Below are 16,552 nucleotides of genomic sequence, written 5' to 3'. Positions count from 1 at the left end.
CCGACGAATACGAGCAGGCGTATTGGGCGAGCCTGGAGGAAGTCCCGCGGGCCGCTTGATCACACGATCGCGGACTCCACGAAACTCGGGGCAGCTCACTCTTCATTTAACGGACGTTAACTGTCTTTCTCGGGCTGCCCCACCCCGATCAGACCTGGATCAAGGGGTGTGTCATGGCCAAGAGTTCGTCGGGGTCGGGCCAGCTGGCGGATCGTCCACGCCGCCCGAGGTAAGCGCGCCCGCGCGGCGGCGGTGGCGCAGCTCTACGAGCAAGCCCGGGGCCACCACGTCGGGCCGGCACGCAAGTCCGCCGAACTGGAGGAGCAGATGACCGCGTTCGCAGGTCAGGGCGAGATGGAGGACTCCCCGGACCAGCTCGATCCGATGGTCTGGGCACTCTGGGACCTGTTCCCCGAGCCGGTGATGTCGGTGCCGAATCGGGGAGACGATCAGCGACTGGCAGGCCTCAGCCTCCTCTGCGACGTGAGCGCACCTGAGAGGGCGTTTAGTGTGGGCGGATTGCCCTTTATGCCCTAGTAGGTTCCTCGCCAGGTTGGTGTGTTTTCGTCCGTTATGCGCTTGGTGAGGTTGTCGATCGAGGCGATGTGGATCACGGCTTCGGAGCTGGCCGGGAGGGTCTCGTAGTCGCGGGCGAGGCGGACGCCGCAGCATGATCCACCCGAGACTCCGTTCGACCACCCACCGTCTTTTCACCACGTGAAATCCGGGGACGTCGGACTTCCGGTGGACGACTTCGACGTCGATTCCGAGGCCGGCTCCATGCTCGACCATGGCGTTCTTGAAGCCGGTGTCGACCCAACTCTTGGAGATGCTCGGATAGGTCTTCTTGGCCTGATCGAGGAGCTGTATTCCCACGGCGTTCTCGGACGGGCTCGCGGCGGTGACGGCCACGGCGAGGATCAGGCCGATCGTGTCGGTGAGGATCCCCCGTTTCCGACCGGCGATGTTCTTCGCGGCGTCGGTTCCCTGGCTGGTCGTGGGTGCGTTGGTGGAGGTCTTCACACTCTGGGTGTCGATCACCGAGGCGGTCGGCTCGGGCTTGCGGCCTTTCTTCACCCGGGCCAGTCCGGTGAGATCGTAGTTCAGTTGGGCGAAGATTCCCTCGTCGCGCCACGCGGCATAGTAGGCGTAGACGGTGCCGTGGCTGGGGAAGTCGTGCGGAAGGTATTTCCAGGGATTCCGGTGCGGTTGACGTAGAGGATCGCGTTGAAAACGTCGCGCAGGTCGACTTTCGCCGGCTGTCCGGTGGGCCTGTGGTCGAGTGGGGCCTTTCTCCAGGCCGTCAGAGTCGGTTCGATCAGGGCCCATCGGGCGTCGGACAGGTCGCTGGGGTACGGCTTGCGCTGGGTCATGACGCAGCGTCAGCACCAGCAAGCCGGAGGATGCCGTTCCGTTGCTGGTTGGGCGATTCCATGACGTCTGCAAACCAGACGGACTTCGAGCTGCAGAAGCGGACGAGACGGGCAGCGGCCCTCGCTGGCAGCTCGGGGACAGTGCCGACCTACCCGGCAAATGTTCCGGCGGTGTTGGCGGGTGGGGTTGCCGGGCAGAGGCCCGCTGAGCATGCCCGCCGATCATGCTCGCGCACTGGGAAACACCAAGATCCCCGACAGAGTCAAGCTAAGGACTTGCGCTCCTCCTCGCGGCGCCAGCCCTCGGAGCCGGGCTCCATGGAGGCGGCGGCGCTGGCAGGGTGGGTGTAGGTGCGCCACGCGGCCTCGGACAGGTGGGTGAGCGCGCGGGCCAGACTCAGGAGCACGGAGGTGCCGGCCCCGACGGGGAGGTCGGCGATGCGGGTGGCGAGATCGCCCTCGCCTGTTCCCCAAGTGGCGATCAGCTCGTGCCGTTCGGCGTCGACGCTGTACCGGGTCACGGATCCGTACCTCCAGGACTGTCGCGGTGCCACATCGCGCCGTGGTGCCCCATTCTTGCCGCCAGGCAGGGTGGGCGGACGCGAATGCGGGTGGGTTCAGGCCGGCGCGTTGTGGCGGATGCCGGCCGGTGCGGGGTGAACTCGGGACGGTAGACAGCGTTTCAGACTCCTCGCCGCCACAGGCTCGATGACAAGATCTTCGCCAGAGCCGAATCGGCTGACTGTCGACACGGCCCTTGTAGGGTCCCGACTCGATGGGCATCGGTTGCTGCAGCGGCTGGAAATCCGCGCCTGATGCGCACTCGTTGTGTCGGTGCTTCTTGCGCAAGCGGGGCCGCTGGGCACCTGTCTCGGTTACCGTACGTCAAGGACTGTCAGAGACGTCTGCCGCGAAGCTGTCCTGCGGCACCGAACTTCCCTCCGGCCCGTAGCTGTTGCCGGGCACGCCGCTGGCGGCGCTGGCCGCGGGTGAGTCAGGGACAGGGCTTTCGGTACGGCGTTCCGCCGGGGACGTACCGCTGCCACTGTTCGTCCGTGATGGTGTCGCCTACGGACTCGCAGATGGTCTCAAGCGTGGTGGGTTGGTCCGTGCTCCAGATGTCCACGGTCGCGCCGACTGTCGCGAGGAGCTTCCCGTCGGCGCTCACCGCGATCTCGGAAGTCCGGACCCCGCTCGTCGGACCAGTGGCCACCACGGCCTGGAGGGTCGGGACCCGCCAGTTGCCGACATCCCAGAGCTCGATGTGCGGGTACCTCGGCCCGACGGCGGCGAAGCTGTCTCCCGTGCCCGTCATGGCGAGGGTACGGCCGTCCGGGCTGAACGAGATGCCGGGGCCGGTCCCGGGCGCCTGCACGACCACCGGGTCCGCGTCGCCCAGTCGGTCTCCGGTGACCTCCCACAGCCTGGTCGCGCCGGTGGAGTCGGACACTGCCAGCAGGTGGCCGTCCGGGCTGAAGGCAGGCTCGGACACGAGCGCACCAGCGGTGAGCGGCTTCGGCGGCAGCACGGTCGGGTGCCGTGGGTCGGTGGTGTCCCATAGCTGCAGCGAGTCCGCGCCGCCTCCGGCCAGCAGGTGGTGGTCGGAGGAGAAGGCCAGGCGGAAGACCTCGCCCGGCAGTACGGCGATCCGGTGGGGATGCGTGCGGTCCGCCAGGTCGTACAGCTTCACCGTCGGGGTGACCCGGCCATCTAGGTGGTCATTCGTGTCGGACACCGCCAGGGTTCGGCCGTCGGAAGCGAAGGCGAGGGCACCGGCAGAGTTGTCGAGGCCGTCGATGGTGGACAGCACGGCCGCGTCCGGCTGCTCGGTGCTGCGCAGGCGGACCACGGGTTTGCCGTTCTGGTCCAGTTCGCCGGTGGCCAGGATGCGGCCGTCGGGGCTGAAGGCGACGCCAGCCGCGCCCAGTTGGCCGCTGCCGGGCAGGGCTGCGAGCCGGTGGTGCGGCGGGTCGCCGCTCAGATCCCAGAGTGCCCCGTCACTCTCTCCTTCCCAGGCGACTAGCTGCCGCGGGCCGGAACTGAACGTCACGGGCACGACGAAACCGCTCGGCGACCGGCCGAGGCTGGCCGCGGCGCCGGGCTGGAAGGGGTTGGTCACATCGGTCAGGTGGACTCCCCGTCCGGTGGCGGTGAGCACCAAGCCGGTCACGGGCTTGGCCAACAGCGGGTTGCCTGCGGGTACGAACAGGGCGGGGCCGGTGGTGGCGGTGGCCTCGTCGACCAGGGGCTCCTCCATCGCGTTGATGTTGACGACGTCGGGTGGATCGGTGCTCACCTGCCACAGCATCGCGGAGTGCTCGCAGACGGTGGCGAGCAGGTGACCGTCCGGGCTGAACGCGGCCGAGATCAGGTGTGTTCGGCAGTCCGGCACGGTCGCGTATTCATCGGTCTTCGCCAGGTGCGGCTGGGTGGGGTTGCGCACGTCCCAGAGCCGGAGTGCGTTGCCGTCGCCGTCCCCGGGCCCGACCAGCAGGTTCCCGTCCGGGCTGAACGCCAGCCGGTGCAGCGGCTTTGGGTGGAGATTGTCGGCGAGCGGGCCGCCGTCCAGTTTCGGCAGGGCGACCGGCCGAGCAGGCGCGACGAGATCCCAGAGGTGCACCGACCTGTCGGCGCCGGCACTGGCCAGGGTGCGGCCCGACGGGGCGAAGGTCAGCGAGTCGACGACCCCGGTGTGGCCGGTCAGCGCCGGGAGGGGCTTCGGCGCGGCCGGCTCGGACAGGTCCAGGAGCCGGATCGTGCCGCCGTCCGTACCGGCGGCGAGCATGTGTCCGTCCGGGCTGAAGGCCAGTGCGGTGACACCGGACTGATCGGCCGCCGGGGGGATCGCGAGTTCCTTGGGGTGGGCGGGATCACCGATGTCCCACAGCCGCACAGCCGGCTTGCCCTGCTGACCGGCGGCCGCGGCGACCAGCCGTCCGTCCGGGCTCAGGGCGACCGGGCCGACGCCCGGGAGCTGGATGCGGCCTTCGCCGGCGCCCGCCGTGCTCCACAGCGCGACCGAGTTCCCGGTCGAGATGGCCAGGCGGCGCCCGTCCGTGCTCTGGGCCAGGTCCGCCGCCCGGTCCTGGCCGTCGAAGACGCCGTCCGTTCCCACCGCGGCGAACAGCGCGGCCCTGTTTGCCTGCGGGTCGAGCCGGTACGCCGCCACAGCAAGCTGCTTGGCCAGGCCGGGCTGGCTGTTACGCAGGTCGGCGGCTTCGGCCGCGACCAGCTGGGCCACCGCGTGCTGCTGCTGGGCGCGGGATTCCTGCTGGAAGGTGAGGGCCAGACCGCCGCCGCTCACCGACAGCAGGGTCAGCACGACCAGGGACGCGATCGCCGCCCTCCCGCGCCGGACCCGGCGCCGCTCGTACCGCTTCGAGCGGTCGAGGAACTCGGTCAGCCGTGACGGAAGTTCCTCCGCCCGGTCGGCCTCGGCAGCGCCCTCGCGGGCGGCCGCCAGCCGGGTGCCGCGGTACAGCAGGGAAGGGTCCTGTCCGGCCTCCCACCAGGTCTCGGCGTCGGCGGCCAGCCGCTGACGGGTGCGCAGCCATTCGCGGTCCGCGTCCACCCACGCGCGCAGACGCAGCCAGCCGCGCAGCAGGGCGTCATGGCTCAGCGCGACGGTCTGCTCGTCCAGGACCAGCAACCGGGCCTCGGCGAACCTGTACAGGGCCCGCTCCGCCGCCTCGGAGTCGGGCAGCCCCTGCACCAGGCTGGCGCGGTCGACCCGTTGGGCGGTGTCCACGCTCCGGTCGTCCACCCGGACCAGTCGGGGCAGCATCCGGCGAAGGGCACTGCGGCCCGCCTCGTCCAGCTGGTCGTAGGTGTCGTCGGCGGTGCGGGCGATCGCCTGGGTGATCCCGCCGGTGGCCCGCAGACCGGCCACGGTCAGCCGGGCGCCGTGGCGCTGCCGCCAGATGGCCCACAGGGTGTGGGAGAGCATCGGCAGCGTGCCCGGCTCCGGGCCGGTGAGCTGGGTGGCGCCCAGTTCGTGTAGCAGCAGGTCGGCCAGGCCCTCGTCGAGCGTCAGCCCGGCCAGTTCGGCCGGCCGCTCGATCGCCGCGCGCAGTTCCTCCGGCCGCATCGCCACGGCCTGCACCTGGTGGTCCCGCAGCGCCGCCGCCAGCTCCGGGAAGTCCAGAGCCTGACCGTAGAAGTCGGCCCGCAGAGCCAGCACCACCAGGGCCTGCGCGTCGGCGGCGAGGGCCGCCAGCGCGGCCAGGAAGGCCGTGCGCTCCGACTGGCTCTGGCAGACGGTGAACAGCTCCTCCAGCTGGTCGACCACCAGCACCAGCCGCTCGGCGGACTGTTCCGCCAGTACGCCGCCGACCAGCGCCGCCGCCGAACCCGGGTCCGCACGCAGGGATTCGGATCCGGCGATGCCGTCCGGGTGCAGCGCGGCGGCCAGGCCCTGCAGCGGGTGCGCCCCGGGCGTGAGCAACACGCTGGGCCAGCCGGCCGAGCCGGGTAACTCCGGTACACCCCGGCGCAGGGCGGCGACCAGCCCGGCGCGCAGTACCGAGGTCTTGCCCGCGCCGGACGGCCCGACCACGATCACCGACTGCCGCCCGGCCAGCGCCTTGCCGCAGGCCCGCACCAGATCCTCGACCAGCCGCTCCCGCCCGTGGAAGAACTCCGCGTCGTCCACGGCGAAGGACTCCAGGCCCAGGTACGGGCAGCCGCCCGGGAACGGCTCCTCCTCGACCCGGCCCACCGGCTCGGGCTGGGCCGGGTTGACGGCGAGCACCAGCCCACCCGAACGGTCGCCGGCCTGGCGACGGGGCAACGGGCCCTGCTGGGCGCGCAGGGTGCGGAACAGGTAGTCGTACGCCGCGTCCAGGGTCAGCAGACGCGGGCCACGCGGATCACCCTCGTCGACCAGCTTGATCAGCGCCCCGGTGAAGGCGGTGTACTGCGCGTCCTCGGGTGCCAAAGCGAGCTGCTCGGCCGAGCCGAGCAGATACATGCCGTGGGCGGGCGGGAGCGTGAACTGCTGTGGAGAGCGGTTCCCGAGCTTGGCGCGCCCCGAGAAGCAGCAGTCGAGGACCACGACGACCGAGGAGGCCCGGCAGGCGCTCAGCGCTTCGCGCAAGTCGGCCAGTCGCAGCGCCTGATGGGCAGCAAGACCGGGCGTCAGCTGGTCGGTGCTGCTCGCCGCGAGGTACAGCTCGTTGCCAGGGCCGATGAGGCCGTGCCCGAGATAGTAGAGCAGCAGTGTGGTCTGGGCTTGCTGCGCCTCCTCGGCGATGGCCGTGGCCATGTCCCGGGCGGTCTCCGGGTCGGCCAGCAGGCGCACCTGGTCGGCAGGCACGCCGCACCGGCTGATCAGACGATCCCGCAGGGCGTTGATGGTCCGGGAGACTGCGGGAACGGAGGTCAGCGTCGGGCCCGGGTGCGTTGCCGTGCCGATCAGCAGCACCCGGACGCCTGCCCCCGACAGATCCGTCATCGCGGGCTCTCGACCTCGCCTGTGCCTTCTGCCGCCTCCAGTATGCGGATGGCGTCCGCCAGCAGCGCCCGGATCGTGCGGTCGTCCAGACCCTGGACGCGCTTGCCCGATATCTCGACCGAGGCCCCATCCGGCCGGCTGATCTTCAGGGTTACCTCGCCGCGCCGCTGGCGGATCCAGGAGATGACCGCAGTCGCCAGCGCCGTCGCGACGCCGCCCGGCCCGAGCGCCACCGCCAGTGCGTCGAGCACCGGGCCGAGTGTGCCCGGGACAGGCGGGCTCTCCACCGAGGTGACCCGGCCGCGCAGTTCGTCGACGTCGGTGAGCCAGGTGCGCAGCGAGCGCAGCTCGTCGGCTTCCTGACCGCCTGCTGCCGTGAGCGTTACGTCCAAGGTAATTCCCCCGTCAGGAAAGTGACTTGAAGTCAACAGTACAAGCGGAGGGCGCCCCTGTGGGGCTGGTTATGGCATCGCATGAACGTAGGCGCCGGCTGTGTCGGAGAAGATGTTGCCGTTGTCCGTGTCCCAGTTGGTGCACCAGGCCTCGGGGACGAGGCCTTCACCAGCAACCCCCGCGCTCGCGGGGAGTTGCTCCGAGACGCCGAGGGCGAGCCGGTGCTCGGTCAGGCCGGCCCCGCGCTCGCGGGGATTGCTCATCACCCCCGCCGACCAGACACTCCTGCGCCGCGCGATCCACATCGCGACCGCCGCCGTCGCTCACGGCGACGCGCCGTACGGCTCCCTGCTGGCCGGCCCGGACGGCACGGTCCTCGCGGAGGCCCACAACACGGTGCGGTGCGACAACGACATCAGCGCCCACCTGGAACTGAAACCGGCCCGCCGGGCGGCCCGCGCACTCGACCCCCGGACGGCCGCAGGCACCACCCCGTAGACCCACTGCCGCCCTGTGGCATGTGCGCCGGCGGCATCGTCCGCTCCGACATCGGCCGGGTGGTCTTCGCGCTCTCCACCGGGCAACTCGTGGAACTCACCCCGGACTCGGGCGCCTGGCCGATGGTGGCCCAGGACGGCCCGGCTCTGTTCGAGGAGGCGCGCACCCCCATCGACCTCTATTGCCGGCGAAACTGACGGGGTCCGGCCGACCCACCGACGGCGGGCCGGCCGGGAGGCGTCAGTGCCGGATCGGCGTCAGCCCCACGAGCCGCCCATGTTGCTATCGGCGTCCTCGCAGGCCTGGGCCTGCGCGTCGAGGGCGTTCGCCTGGTCGTAGTCGCCCTGGCTGCGCAGCTGGTAGGCCTGCTCCCGCAGTGCGTTGACATCGCAGGTGATGGTCCCGGCGGACGCGCTCTGCGCGGGGGCGACGGCGAGCAGTGCGCCGCCGGCGATGGCGGCGGCCACGGCGGCGGTCGAAAGGCGTCGAAGCATGGTTCTCCTTCGATGAGGACGGTACGGGCTCAGCCGAGATTGACTACCCGCCAGTAACCCTAGCCCAAGTGATCTTGTGCCAATGACCGCCGAAGCCTTGGAAAGTGACGTTCTGTCGGCCAATTGCTCACCGCATCCAGCCGATCCCGCTCCCAATGCTGTTACTCCCGGGCAGTCAACCCGGCCCCCTGTGCGTAACACACACCGCCCGGGACGGGTGGGCGGGTTGGCCAGCAGCCGGGTGGCCTCCTCGAAGATCTCCTCTGCCCGCCGGTAGGACAGTCGGGCCCGTCCCGTGGTCGGGCGGACGTCGTTGGTCGGGGTGCCGCCGGGCACGCGGCGTTCGGTGAGAAACAGCGGGTCCTCGCTGCGGTCCGCGATCAGAACCGCCGCGCCTGCTGGCCACCGCCTACTGCTGCCCCGTCAAGGTCAGGCCGAAGGCGCTGGAGGTGCCGCTGGCCTTGCCGATCCCGTACTCGGCGGAGAAGCCGAACATCGTGTTCTTGACGGTCCGTCCGGTCGCTGGAGCGGTACGTCCGCCCCGGCGTCGACGCAGTCGCCCGGCATCTCGCCGCCCAGGACCCGGCGCCCGCCGTTGCGGCTGCCCACCCGGGCGGGCTGGCGCAGAGTTCACCAGGGCATGGCGGCCCGCTGCGCGGCGGCAGCGCGCTCCTGGCGAGGGGGAATCCTCGCTTCTCCGCTGATCGATGACCGGCGGCCCCTCGCGGAGCCGGCCGGCGAGGTGCTGCCCGCCCACCCGCCCGCCCGAAGCGCTGGTGGCAGTGGCTCGGATGGGTGGAGGCGCCGCCGGTCGAGGCCGGGGCAGGGTGGGTGGTCGGACCGTTGCCGGTGGCCGGGGCGGCGGTATCCGAGGACGGGACCGGCTCGGCTGGGTGACCGTCGGCTCCCTCGTCGGCGCCATGGCTGTGCCCGCCGCCTGGTTCGGCCGGGAGGTCAGCGGTGATGTCGCGCGGCCCGGGGAACGCGACGACGGCGGTGACCAGCACGGCCGCACCGGTCCGGCCGAGGATCCTGCGCCAGCGGGCGCAGCAGTAGCGCAGGACGTACTCGATGAAGGAGAGAGCGAAGAGTTTGCGGTCCATGGGTGGACGTCCGACCAGTGCACGGCGAGGATCTTGCCGCGGCGCATGGCGGTGGCGAGCATGACCTTGAAGAGGTCGTGAGCTGGTCGGCGTAGTGCTCGGCGCCGCGGTGCGGGAACGGGGCGGCCTGGTCCGGGGTCCAGCAGGTGCGTTCGTCGGCGGGGCTTGGGCGGGACGTAGTGCTTGGGCGTTTTCGCTCAAGGGACCTGCAGCTCTATGCGGCTGATCCGCGAAACCGGTCTCTCGGGCCGGGCGGATCGGGTTCCCGGCAGGCGGTAGCGTTGCGTGGAGATGGCATGTACGCTGCGTGTCGCTGGTTGAACAGTACGCGGGCCCGGTTGCTGCTCCGTGGGGGGAGTCGCGTCCAGGCCCGGCCGCCAGCCAGGGGTCCGGTTGTGCTCGTGGGGGAGTCTCAGCCGGACCCGCCAGCGGCGGTATCGACGGTATGCCCGGACGGACAGGGCTCCAGTCGTGACAACTGTCCAACAGGGCGGCGGTTCCAGATGCGTTCGTCCAATGGTCGTCCGTGCGACAGATTGCCGTTGCGGACTTTCGGCTGTCGGTGGGCAGTGCAGCGGCCCTGCGTGTGGCTCTCTGTCGACGGCGAGTCCACGTCGAAGGTACTCGCCCGCTGCGCGGGCCTCCCGCTCGCTCTGTGCATCGCGGCGGGCCCGCCTCGCAAGCCGCCCCGCCTGGACCGTCGGCATGCTCGCCGACGACTGGTCGACTACGCCCACACGCTCGACGAACTCCGTGTCGACGACCTCGCCGTACGGGCCGGCTTCCACGGCCGGTTGGCGGAGTAGACCTCCTGGATGAGAGCGCACGGCACATATGGGACGCACACAGGAAGGCCTGCGGTCCATGGAGCTTGCCCTTTTCTCGTTTTAGGATGCTGCGGTCCGTTTCGCGGACGTAGCGGGCGTAGCCCTTAACACCTCGCAGCGCGAGCATGGTGCGCCAGTAGGGGGGCGCTGTCGGGCTCGCCGGTGTCGCCCGGCAAAGAGCCCTACATCATGGCCGACGGCCTCCGGGACACCGACGGCATGATCGTCGAAGCCAAGGATGTACGAAACCGTGACACCTGCTTCCGCACCCTGGGCGAGCTGGAGAAGTATCAGCAGGGCGTGAGAGGCAAGAAAACGAGGTTCGAGGGGGAGAGCTTCCCGGGCCGATGGCAGACCCGCAGCGGTTCATCGCCACCGGGTCCGGAACGTGCCCCCGTTACCTTCTTCGTGGCCCCGAAACGGGGCTCCTGGCCTCCGGGCCCGGTATGACTGTTGCCCCCTGTCGAAGGTGTGACCTTGGGGGGGTGGTGTCACCGCGGCCCGGAGCACCGTATGACCGCTGATGAGAGGCCTGACCAGGACCTCGCCGCCGAGGCCACCCGCAACCGCAACCGCCTGCGCGGCCTGCTCACCCAGTTCCACCCCTCCCCGGAACGCGTCCTGGGCCCGCGCCTGGACCACCCCGCCGTCACCCACCTGCTGGAACAGCACGGCTCGCCGGCCGCCCTGCGCAAGGCCGGCCGACGAAGACTCGTGACCCTCATACGCCCCAAGGCCCCGCGCATGGCCGAACGCCTGGTCGACGAGATCGTCGCCGCGCTCGACGAGCAGACCGTCGTCGTCCCGGGCACCACCACCCTGGACGTCGTGGTGCCCTCCCTGGCCCGCTCGCTCGCCGCCGTCCACGAACAGCGACGCGCCGTCGAAGCCCAGATCGGCGAACTGCTGGAGGCCCACCCTCTTTCCAAGGTCCTGACCTCGATGCCCGGAGTCGGCGTCAGGACCGCCGCCACCCTGCTCGTCACCGTCGGCGACGGCACCAGCTTCCCCACCGCCGCCCACCTGGCCTCCTACGCCGGCCTCGCTCCGGCGACGAAGTCCTCCGGTTCCTCCATCCATGGCGAACACGCCCCGAGGACCGGCAATCGGCTCCTGAAACGGGCCATGTTCCTCTCCGCGTTCGCGGCCCTCCACCACCCCGACTCCCGGGCCTACTACGACCGGCAGTGAGACCGCGGCAAGACCCACACCCAGGCCCTCCTCCGCCCTGCCCGCCAACGCATCAGCGTCCTGTTCGCCATGCTCCGAGACGGCACCTTCTACGAGACCCGCACCCCCGAATCCGCGCCAGCATGACCCGCGCAGCCTTGACGAAGGAGATAGAGGCACCCCCCCCGGGCGGACTGAGCACGACTTTGCTCCGTGTGGCGGGTGAGGGACGCGTTGAACGGGTGTGCCGTCGTGCGTGTTGAAGAGCGATCCGCGGACGTGCTGGTACAGGTGGTCGCAGTGGATCACTTTCTGCCTATAAGTGACCATTTCGGCCTCTTCGCCCCTGGAGGACATCCATGCCCCTGCTCGCCAGGCTGCGCCCCCGGCGCACCCTCGAACTCGCCCTCGCGCTCACCGCCCTGACCGTCACCGGCGTGGGCACGGCCACCGCGGCCGAGCCCAAGCCGCTCGGCGGCCACCACGAGACCACCGAGTTCAAGCTCTTCCCCAACACCCCGTTCCTGCCCTGTCTGGCAGGCAACGGCGAGACCCCGCGCGTGAAGGCCGAGGTCCGCCGCGGCGAGACTAACGACACCATGGAGATCGAGCTGCGCGGTTTCAAGCCCGACCTGGACTTCGACCTCTTCACCGTTCAGCGCAGCAACCAGCAGGCGAACGGTCAGCCCGTCCCCGGATTCACCAACTTCGGTCTGGCCTGGTACCAATCTGACCTCCACACCGACCACGCCGGCAACGGCCGCGCCGAGATCCGGACCATCCTGCTCGACCAGATCTTCGGCTTCGACCCGGACGTCTCGCTGCCGCCCACGAACACCTTCCACGTCGGCTTCTGGTTCAACAAGCCCAGCGACGCCGCCGCGTGCGGCTTCACCGGCACCACACCGTTCAACGGTGAGCACAACGCCGGACCACTCGCCTTCATCACCCGCCCCGATGCCACGACCGGACTCGGCCCGCTCTGCACCAAGCCCAACACCTCCACGAGTCCTGCCACCTGCGAGGCCTGACACCGCGTGAAAGCCGACCGGTGCCCGGCATCACCTGGTGGCTGTGCTGGGCACCGACCATGGAATCCCGGAACTGCGGGGAACTTCAGTGATCACGGTGACGGTTGGCCTGACCTGCGACAGAGTTGGTCGGACGTCCTCGTCGGCCCTCCCGGACTGCATCTTGCTCCATCCGGCATGCTTCGCCTGGCAGGCCTGATGCCAACTGGTGCCGTGCTCGGGAGATCATTGAATCAGTGAGGACTTGAAGGCGAGATGATCGGCCATGGACACCCCAGCGGCCGGCGACGGTGAGGGTGGACATGATCCGGTGGACGGTCACTTTGCCGCAGTGGCGGCGTAGTTGGGTGGCGACGAAGGCGCGCTCAGGTGTTGGCGGGTGAGGTCGTCGAGGGCGGGGATCAGGTCCTGTTCGACGTAGGCGCGGTAGTGGGCGATGGTGGTGGGCTTGAGGTGGAGCTCCTTCTCCGCGAGCCGGCCGTTCAGGTACTCGGCGGTGCTCTGCCGTGGGTCGGTGACGGCACCGGCGGCCAGGCCCTGGTTGAAGCGCCGCAGGGCGATGCGAGCGTCGAGTACGTTGGGGAAGCCGGCGCGGCGGATGGTACGGCGGTGTCCGTCGGTGGAGGGGACGTCGACGGCGAAGGCCCAGGTGCCGTGCCCTGGGTCGGTGGCGAGGTGGGGCAGCGGGTGCCGGTCGCGGCGCCCCTGGCACCGGGCGCCGCGACGAATCGACTTGTCAAACTGGCTGGGCGAGATCGCGGCCTCGTTCGTCTGTGCGAGTGGGTCTGGGCTGGGGGTCACCTCAGGTCGGGCCGCCTCTGAGGTCTGCAGCTCAACTACAGCTGCGTGCAGGTCAGTTATCTCCGAAGTCGAACGCGGCGGTGACGGGCGCGTGGTCGCTCCAGCGCTCGGCGTGGGAGGCGGCGCGCTCGACGTGGGCCTCGATGCACTTGTCCGCGATGCCCCGAGTTGTCACGATGAGGTCGATTCGCCAGCCGGAGTCGTTGTCGAAGGCGCGGCCGCGGTAGGACCACCAGGAGTAGGGGCCGGTGCGGTCGGGGTGGAGGGCGCGGACGACGTCGGTGTAGCCGGTTTCGTCGTAGACGCGGGAGAGCCAGGCGCGTTCTTCGGGGAGGAAGCCGGCGGACTTCTGGTTGGCCTTCCAGTTCTTGAGGTCCTCGGGGCGGTGGGCGATGTTCCAGTCGCCGCAGACCACGACCTCGCGGCCGGCGGCGGCGGCGCGGGTGCGCAGGGTGTCGAGGTGGACGAGGAATTCCGCCATGAAGCGTTCCTTTTCGTCCTGGCGCTCGGTGCCGACTTCGCCGGAGGGGAGGTAGAGGCTGGCGATGGTCAGCCCGGGAAGGTCGATTTCGACGTACCTGCCCGAATTGTCGAATTCCTCGGATCCGAATCCGATCGTGGTGCGCTGCGGCTCCGCGCGGGACAGGATGGCGACGCCGGCCCGGCCCTTGGCGGCGGAGGGGGCCCAGACCGCGTGCCAGCCGTCCAGGTCGCGCAGTTCGACGGGCAGCTGCTCGGGTTCGGAGCGCACCTCCTGGAGGCAGATCACGTCCGCCTCGGTGCCGGCCAGCCATTCGACGAAGCCCTTCTTGGCCGCCGCCCGGATTCCGTTCACGTTCACACTCGTCACCACGATCACTCGGGCAGCCTACCGACTGGCCGTACCCGACCCGAATCGTGACGCGCGGTGCCGACGGTGCAGGTCGGATGGTGGCAGTGGCTGACATGAGATGACGTGAACGCGGCATGAATATGTGCGACAGTCGCGTCAGGCCGCGCCATTGGTCTTGACCATCTCCGGACGGAGCACCTAGGGTCGCTTACTGCAAGGACCTTTAATAAAGAAGGACGGATAAAGGCTCGCTCTCCCACCTGCCGCAACAGCGGACAGCGGGCCCCGGGATCCGCCCTCCTTGTCGCAGGGCGGACAGAACAAGCGGACAGAACAACAGGTGGAGGACGCGGTGGGGACGACAGGACAGCTTTCTGCGGTGCCGGAGCCGAAGTACTGGCACCTGCGCACCGTGCTGCTGCGGGCCATCGACTCGGAGTTCTCCACCGGTCAGGTCCTGCCCAACGAGCGTGAGCTGGCCGCCCGCTTCGGCGTCGCCCGGGCGACGCTGCGGCAGGCGCTCGACCAGCTGGAGCTGGAGGGCCGCCTGGTGCGCCGCCGGGGGATCGGCACCCTGATCGCCGCCCCGCGGGTCGGCGTCCCGGTCAGCCGGCAGGAGGAGGGCTGGCCCGGCACCGCCCGCAGCCAGGCCTGGCGCACGGTCGACTGCACCACCGCCCCCGCCTCCGCGCAGCTGGCGAAGGGCCTCGGCATCGCCGAGGGCGCCACCGTGCACACCGTCCGCCGGGTCCGCCTGGTGGAGGGCCGTGCGATGGCCACCGAGTCGCTGCACGTCCCGGCTGCCGCGCTGCCGCACCTGCCCGGGTTCCGCGCCGAGAGCGACCGCGCCCGCTCGGTGCTGCGCCAGCTGGAGCGCCTGGAGGTGGACGGCGAGTCGCGCTCGGTCGAGCTCGGCGTCGCCGAGGCCGAGCAGGCCGCCCTCCTGGAGCGCCCGCCCGGCTCCCCGGTCCTGGTGATGACCACTCAGTACGCCGCCGCCGGCCGCCTGGTGGCGCTCGCCGTCTCCACGTACCGCGCGGACACCTGCAAGCTGACCTTCGGCGAGACCGGCCTGGTCGAGGTCACCCCGGTCGCCGCGACCGCCGAGGTCCGCACCGCCTCCTGAACCGTCTGCCGGAAACCCTCAGGCCGAGGCCCGGACGCCCAAGTGGCGTCCGGGCCTTTGCCGTTGAGACGGGGAGGAGGCGGGGAGGGGGAGGGAGGAGATAGCGGGGAGGGGCCATCCCGGGCTCAGGCCCGGGGCGGGTCCACCGCGAAGAGCTGGTCCTCGACGTGGTCCAGGGCCACCCGCAGGGCGCCCATCGCCACCACCTCCGACCCCAGCGCCGCCAGGGCGACCTCGGGGGCGCGCAGCGTGAACTGGGCGAGGCGCTCGCGCAGGGGGTCCAGGACGCCGCCGAGGCCGGCCGCCCAACCGCCGATGACCACCAGCTGCGGGTCGATGGCCAGGACGAGCGCGGCGACGCCCTGGACGAGGCGGGTGAGGAAGCGGTCCATGGCGACCTTGGCGACCTCGTCGCCCTCCCGGGCCAGCCGCAGGACGCGGGCGACGGCGGCCTCGTCCAGCGGGTTGAGCGGCTTGCCGGTGGTGGACAGCAGGCGTTCGGGGGTGACCTCCTGGCCGAGCAGGTGGAGGGCGCCGATCTCGCCGGCCGCGCCGCCGTAGCCGCGGTGCAGCCTGCCGTTGATGAGGGAGCCGGCGCCCGGGCTGAGGCCGGCCATCACGAAGACGACGTCGTCGGCGCCGACGGCCGAGCCCTGCCAGTGTTCGGCGATGGCGGCGAGGTTGGCGTCGTTCTCGATCAGGACCGGGCAGCGGAAGGAGCGCCGCAGCCGGGCGCCGAGGTCGAGGCCGGTCCAGCCGGGCATCGCGGTGCCGAGCCGGACGGTGCCCTCGCGGTCCACGATGCCGGGGGTGCCGATGCCGACGGCCCAGAGGTTGTCGCGGGAGATGCCGGCCTTGCGCAGCACCTCGGCGACGGCGGTACGGACGGCGGTGAGCCGCTCCTCGGCCTCCAGGGCCTCGTCCACCGGCTTGAAGTGACTGCCCACCAGCTCGCCGGTGAGGTCGGCCAGGATGACCCGGATATCGTGCACGCCGATCTCGATGCCGAGGATGTGCCCGGCCTCGGCGCGGAAGCGGAACCAGCGGGCCGGGCGGCCGCGGCGGCCGGGCCCCGGCTGGCCGTCCTCCCTGGGCTGCTCGACCTCGGCGACCAGCCCGGTCTCGACCAGGCCCTCGATCACGCCCTCGACGGTCGGGCGGGAGAGCCCGGTCTCACCGACGAGCTGAGTGAGGGTCACGGAGTGGCCGTCCCGCAGCGCCCGGAGCGTGACCGCCGCGTTGATCCGCCGCAGCAGGGAGGAGTCTCCTCCGGTGAGCCGATCCGCCAATGCGATGCCCTTCGCCGTTCGCGCGACTGCCCTGGCGCGCGGTGTCGAGTGCGCGGTGCCCTCCGAGTGGCCCGCGGGGTGTGTCCCCGGAACGCGGCACGGCGGCGGGGGCCGCCTGCGCGAGGGCCGGAGGACAAGCGGAGCCTACCCGGGGGCGGGCCTG

Annotated in this window: 13 protein-coding genes and 3 pseudogenes; 7 read left to right on the top strand and 9 right to left on the bottom strand. The window is 70.8% G+C overall.

Going from position 1 to position 16,552, the window contains the following annotated elements; genetic code table 11:
* The first annotated feature begins 252 nt into the window (after positions 1–252).
* Positions 253–537 (top strand): hypothetical protein, encoded by a 285-nt coding sequence (locus OP86_RS11995; protein ID WP_030060920.1) that lies wholly within the window; start codon positions 253–255, stop codon positions 535–537.
* Here OP86_RS11995 and OP86_RS34710 read toward each other — a convergent pair.
* The 5 genes and pseudogenes from OP86_RS34710 to OP86_RS36545 form a co-directional block, all read right to left on the bottom strand.
* Positions 534–1,373: pseudogene (locus tag OP86_RS34710) on the bottom strand (IS5 family transposase). The gene OP86_RS11995 and the pseudogene OP86_RS34710 sit on opposite strands and share 4 nt — an antisense overlap.
* Positions 1,374–1,636: 263 nt before the next feature.
* The gene (locus OP86_RS11985) at positions 1,637–1,894 is read right to left on the bottom strand and encodes a hypothetical protein (protein ID WP_030060921.1); all 258 of its coding nucleotides are present in this window, start codon (positions 1,892–1,894) and stop codon (positions 1,637–1,639) included.
* Positions 1,895–2,367: 473 nt separating this feature from the next.
* Complete coding sequence (locus OP86_RS11980; RefSeq protein ID WP_033331669.1) at positions 2,368–6,825, bottom strand: caspase, EACC1-associated type; 4,458 nt, start codon at positions 6,823–6,825, stop codon at positions 2,368–2,370.
* Positions 6,822–7,217, bottom strand: coding sequence for an effector-associated constant component EACC1 (locus OP86_RS11975; RefSeq protein ID WP_063832353.1), 396 nt, complete (start codon positions 7,215–7,217; stop codon positions 6,822–6,824). Before OP86_RS11975 ends, OP86_RS11980 begins: the two co-directional genes overlap by 4 nt.
* A 69-nt stretch (positions 7,218–7,286) precedes the next feature.
* Positions 7,287–7,481 (bottom strand): hypothetical protein, encoded by a 195-nt coding sequence (locus tag OP86_RS36545; protein WP_157849723.1) that lies wholly within the window; start codon positions 7,479–7,481, stop codon positions 7,287–7,289.
* On the opposite strand from OP86_RS36545, the pseudogene OP86_RS32885 reads away from it, so the two are divergent.
* A pseudogene (locus OP86_RS32885) lies at positions 7,474–7,913 on the top strand (nucleoside deaminase). The gene OP86_RS36545 and the pseudogene OP86_RS32885 overlap by 8 nt on opposite strands.
* A 60-nt stretch (positions 7,914–7,973) precedes the next feature.
* On the opposite strand, the gene OP86_RS35785 reads toward OP86_RS32885, so the two are convergent.
* Positions 7,974–8,210: a hypothetical protein gene (locus OP86_RS35785; RefSeq protein ID WP_106973394.1), complete on the bottom strand. Its 237-nt coding sequence runs from the start codon at positions 8,208–8,210 to the stop codon at positions 7,974–7,976.
* 1,687 nt (positions 8,211–9,897) lie between these two features.
* Here OP86_RS35785 and OP86_RS11950 point away from each other — a divergent pair.
* From OP86_RS11950 to OP86_RS11940, 4 genes and pseudogenes are all read left to right on the top strand, one after another.
* On the top strand, positions 9,898–10,119 hold the full coding sequence (locus tag OP86_RS11950; protein WP_157849722.1) for a hypothetical protein: 222 nt from the start codon (positions 9,898–9,900) through the stop codon (positions 10,117–10,119).
* Positions 10,120–10,302: 183 nt separating this feature from the next.
* Entirely contained in the window at positions 10,303–10,590 is a 288-nt protein-coding gene (locus tag OP86_RS36540; protein WP_342447781.1) for a restriction endonuclease fold toxin-2 domain-containing protein, read from the top strand.
* 84 nt (positions 10,591–10,674) lie between these two features.
* Positions 10,675–11,457 (top strand): annotated as a pseudogene (locus tag OP86_RS32880) (transposase); the annotation flags it as partial.
* 212 nt (positions 11,458–11,669) lie between these two features.
* A complete protein-coding gene (locus tag OP86_RS11940; RefSeq protein WP_051829985.1) occupies positions 11,670–12,341 on the top strand; it encodes a hypothetical protein in 672 nt (223 codons plus the stop codon).
* A 318-nt stretch (positions 12,342–12,659) separates the two neighbouring features.
* Here OP86_RS11940 and OP86_RS11935 read toward each other — a convergent pair whose 3' ends face one another.
* Both OP86_RS11935 and OP86_RS11930 read right to left on the bottom strand, forming a co-directional pair.
* Positions 12,660–13,142 (bottom strand): hypothetical protein, encoded by a 483-nt coding sequence (locus tag OP86_RS11935; RefSeq protein WP_030057994.1) that lies wholly within the window; start codon positions 13,140–13,142, stop codon positions 12,660–12,662.
* Between the two features lie 52 nt (positions 13,143–13,194).
* A complete protein-coding gene (locus OP86_RS11930; protein WP_425337757.1) occupies positions 13,195–13,992 on the bottom strand; it encodes an exodeoxyribonuclease III in 798 nt (265 codons plus the stop codon).
* 334 nt (positions 13,993–14,326) lie between these two features.
* On the opposite strand from OP86_RS11930, the gene OP86_RS11925 reads away from it, so the two are divergent.
* Positions 14,327–15,100, top strand: a complete 774-nt coding sequence (locus tag OP86_RS11925; RefSeq protein ID WP_030057996.1) for a GntR family transcriptional regulator — start codon at positions 14,327–14,329, stop codon at positions 15,098–15,100.
* Positions 15,101–15,225: 125 nt separating this feature from the next.
* Here the strand turns inward: OP86_RS11925 and OP86_RS11920 are convergent, their stop codons facing one another.
* The gene (locus OP86_RS11920) at positions 15,226–16,389 is read right to left on the bottom strand and encodes an ROK family protein (protein ID WP_030057997.1); all 1,164 of its coding nucleotides are present in this window, start codon (positions 16,387–16,389) and stop codon (positions 15,226–15,228) included.
* Positions 16,390–16,552 lie beyond the last annotated feature (163 nt).

The sequence above is a fragment of the Streptomyces novaecaesareae genome, assembly GCF_000716875.1.
GTDB lineage: Bacteria > Actinomycetota > Actinomycetes > Streptomycetales > Streptomycetaceae > Kitasatospora > Kitasatospora novaecaesareae.
The sequence above is the reverse complement of the archived record's forward strand: the minus strand, read 5'-3'. Positions and strand labels throughout refer to the sequence as shown.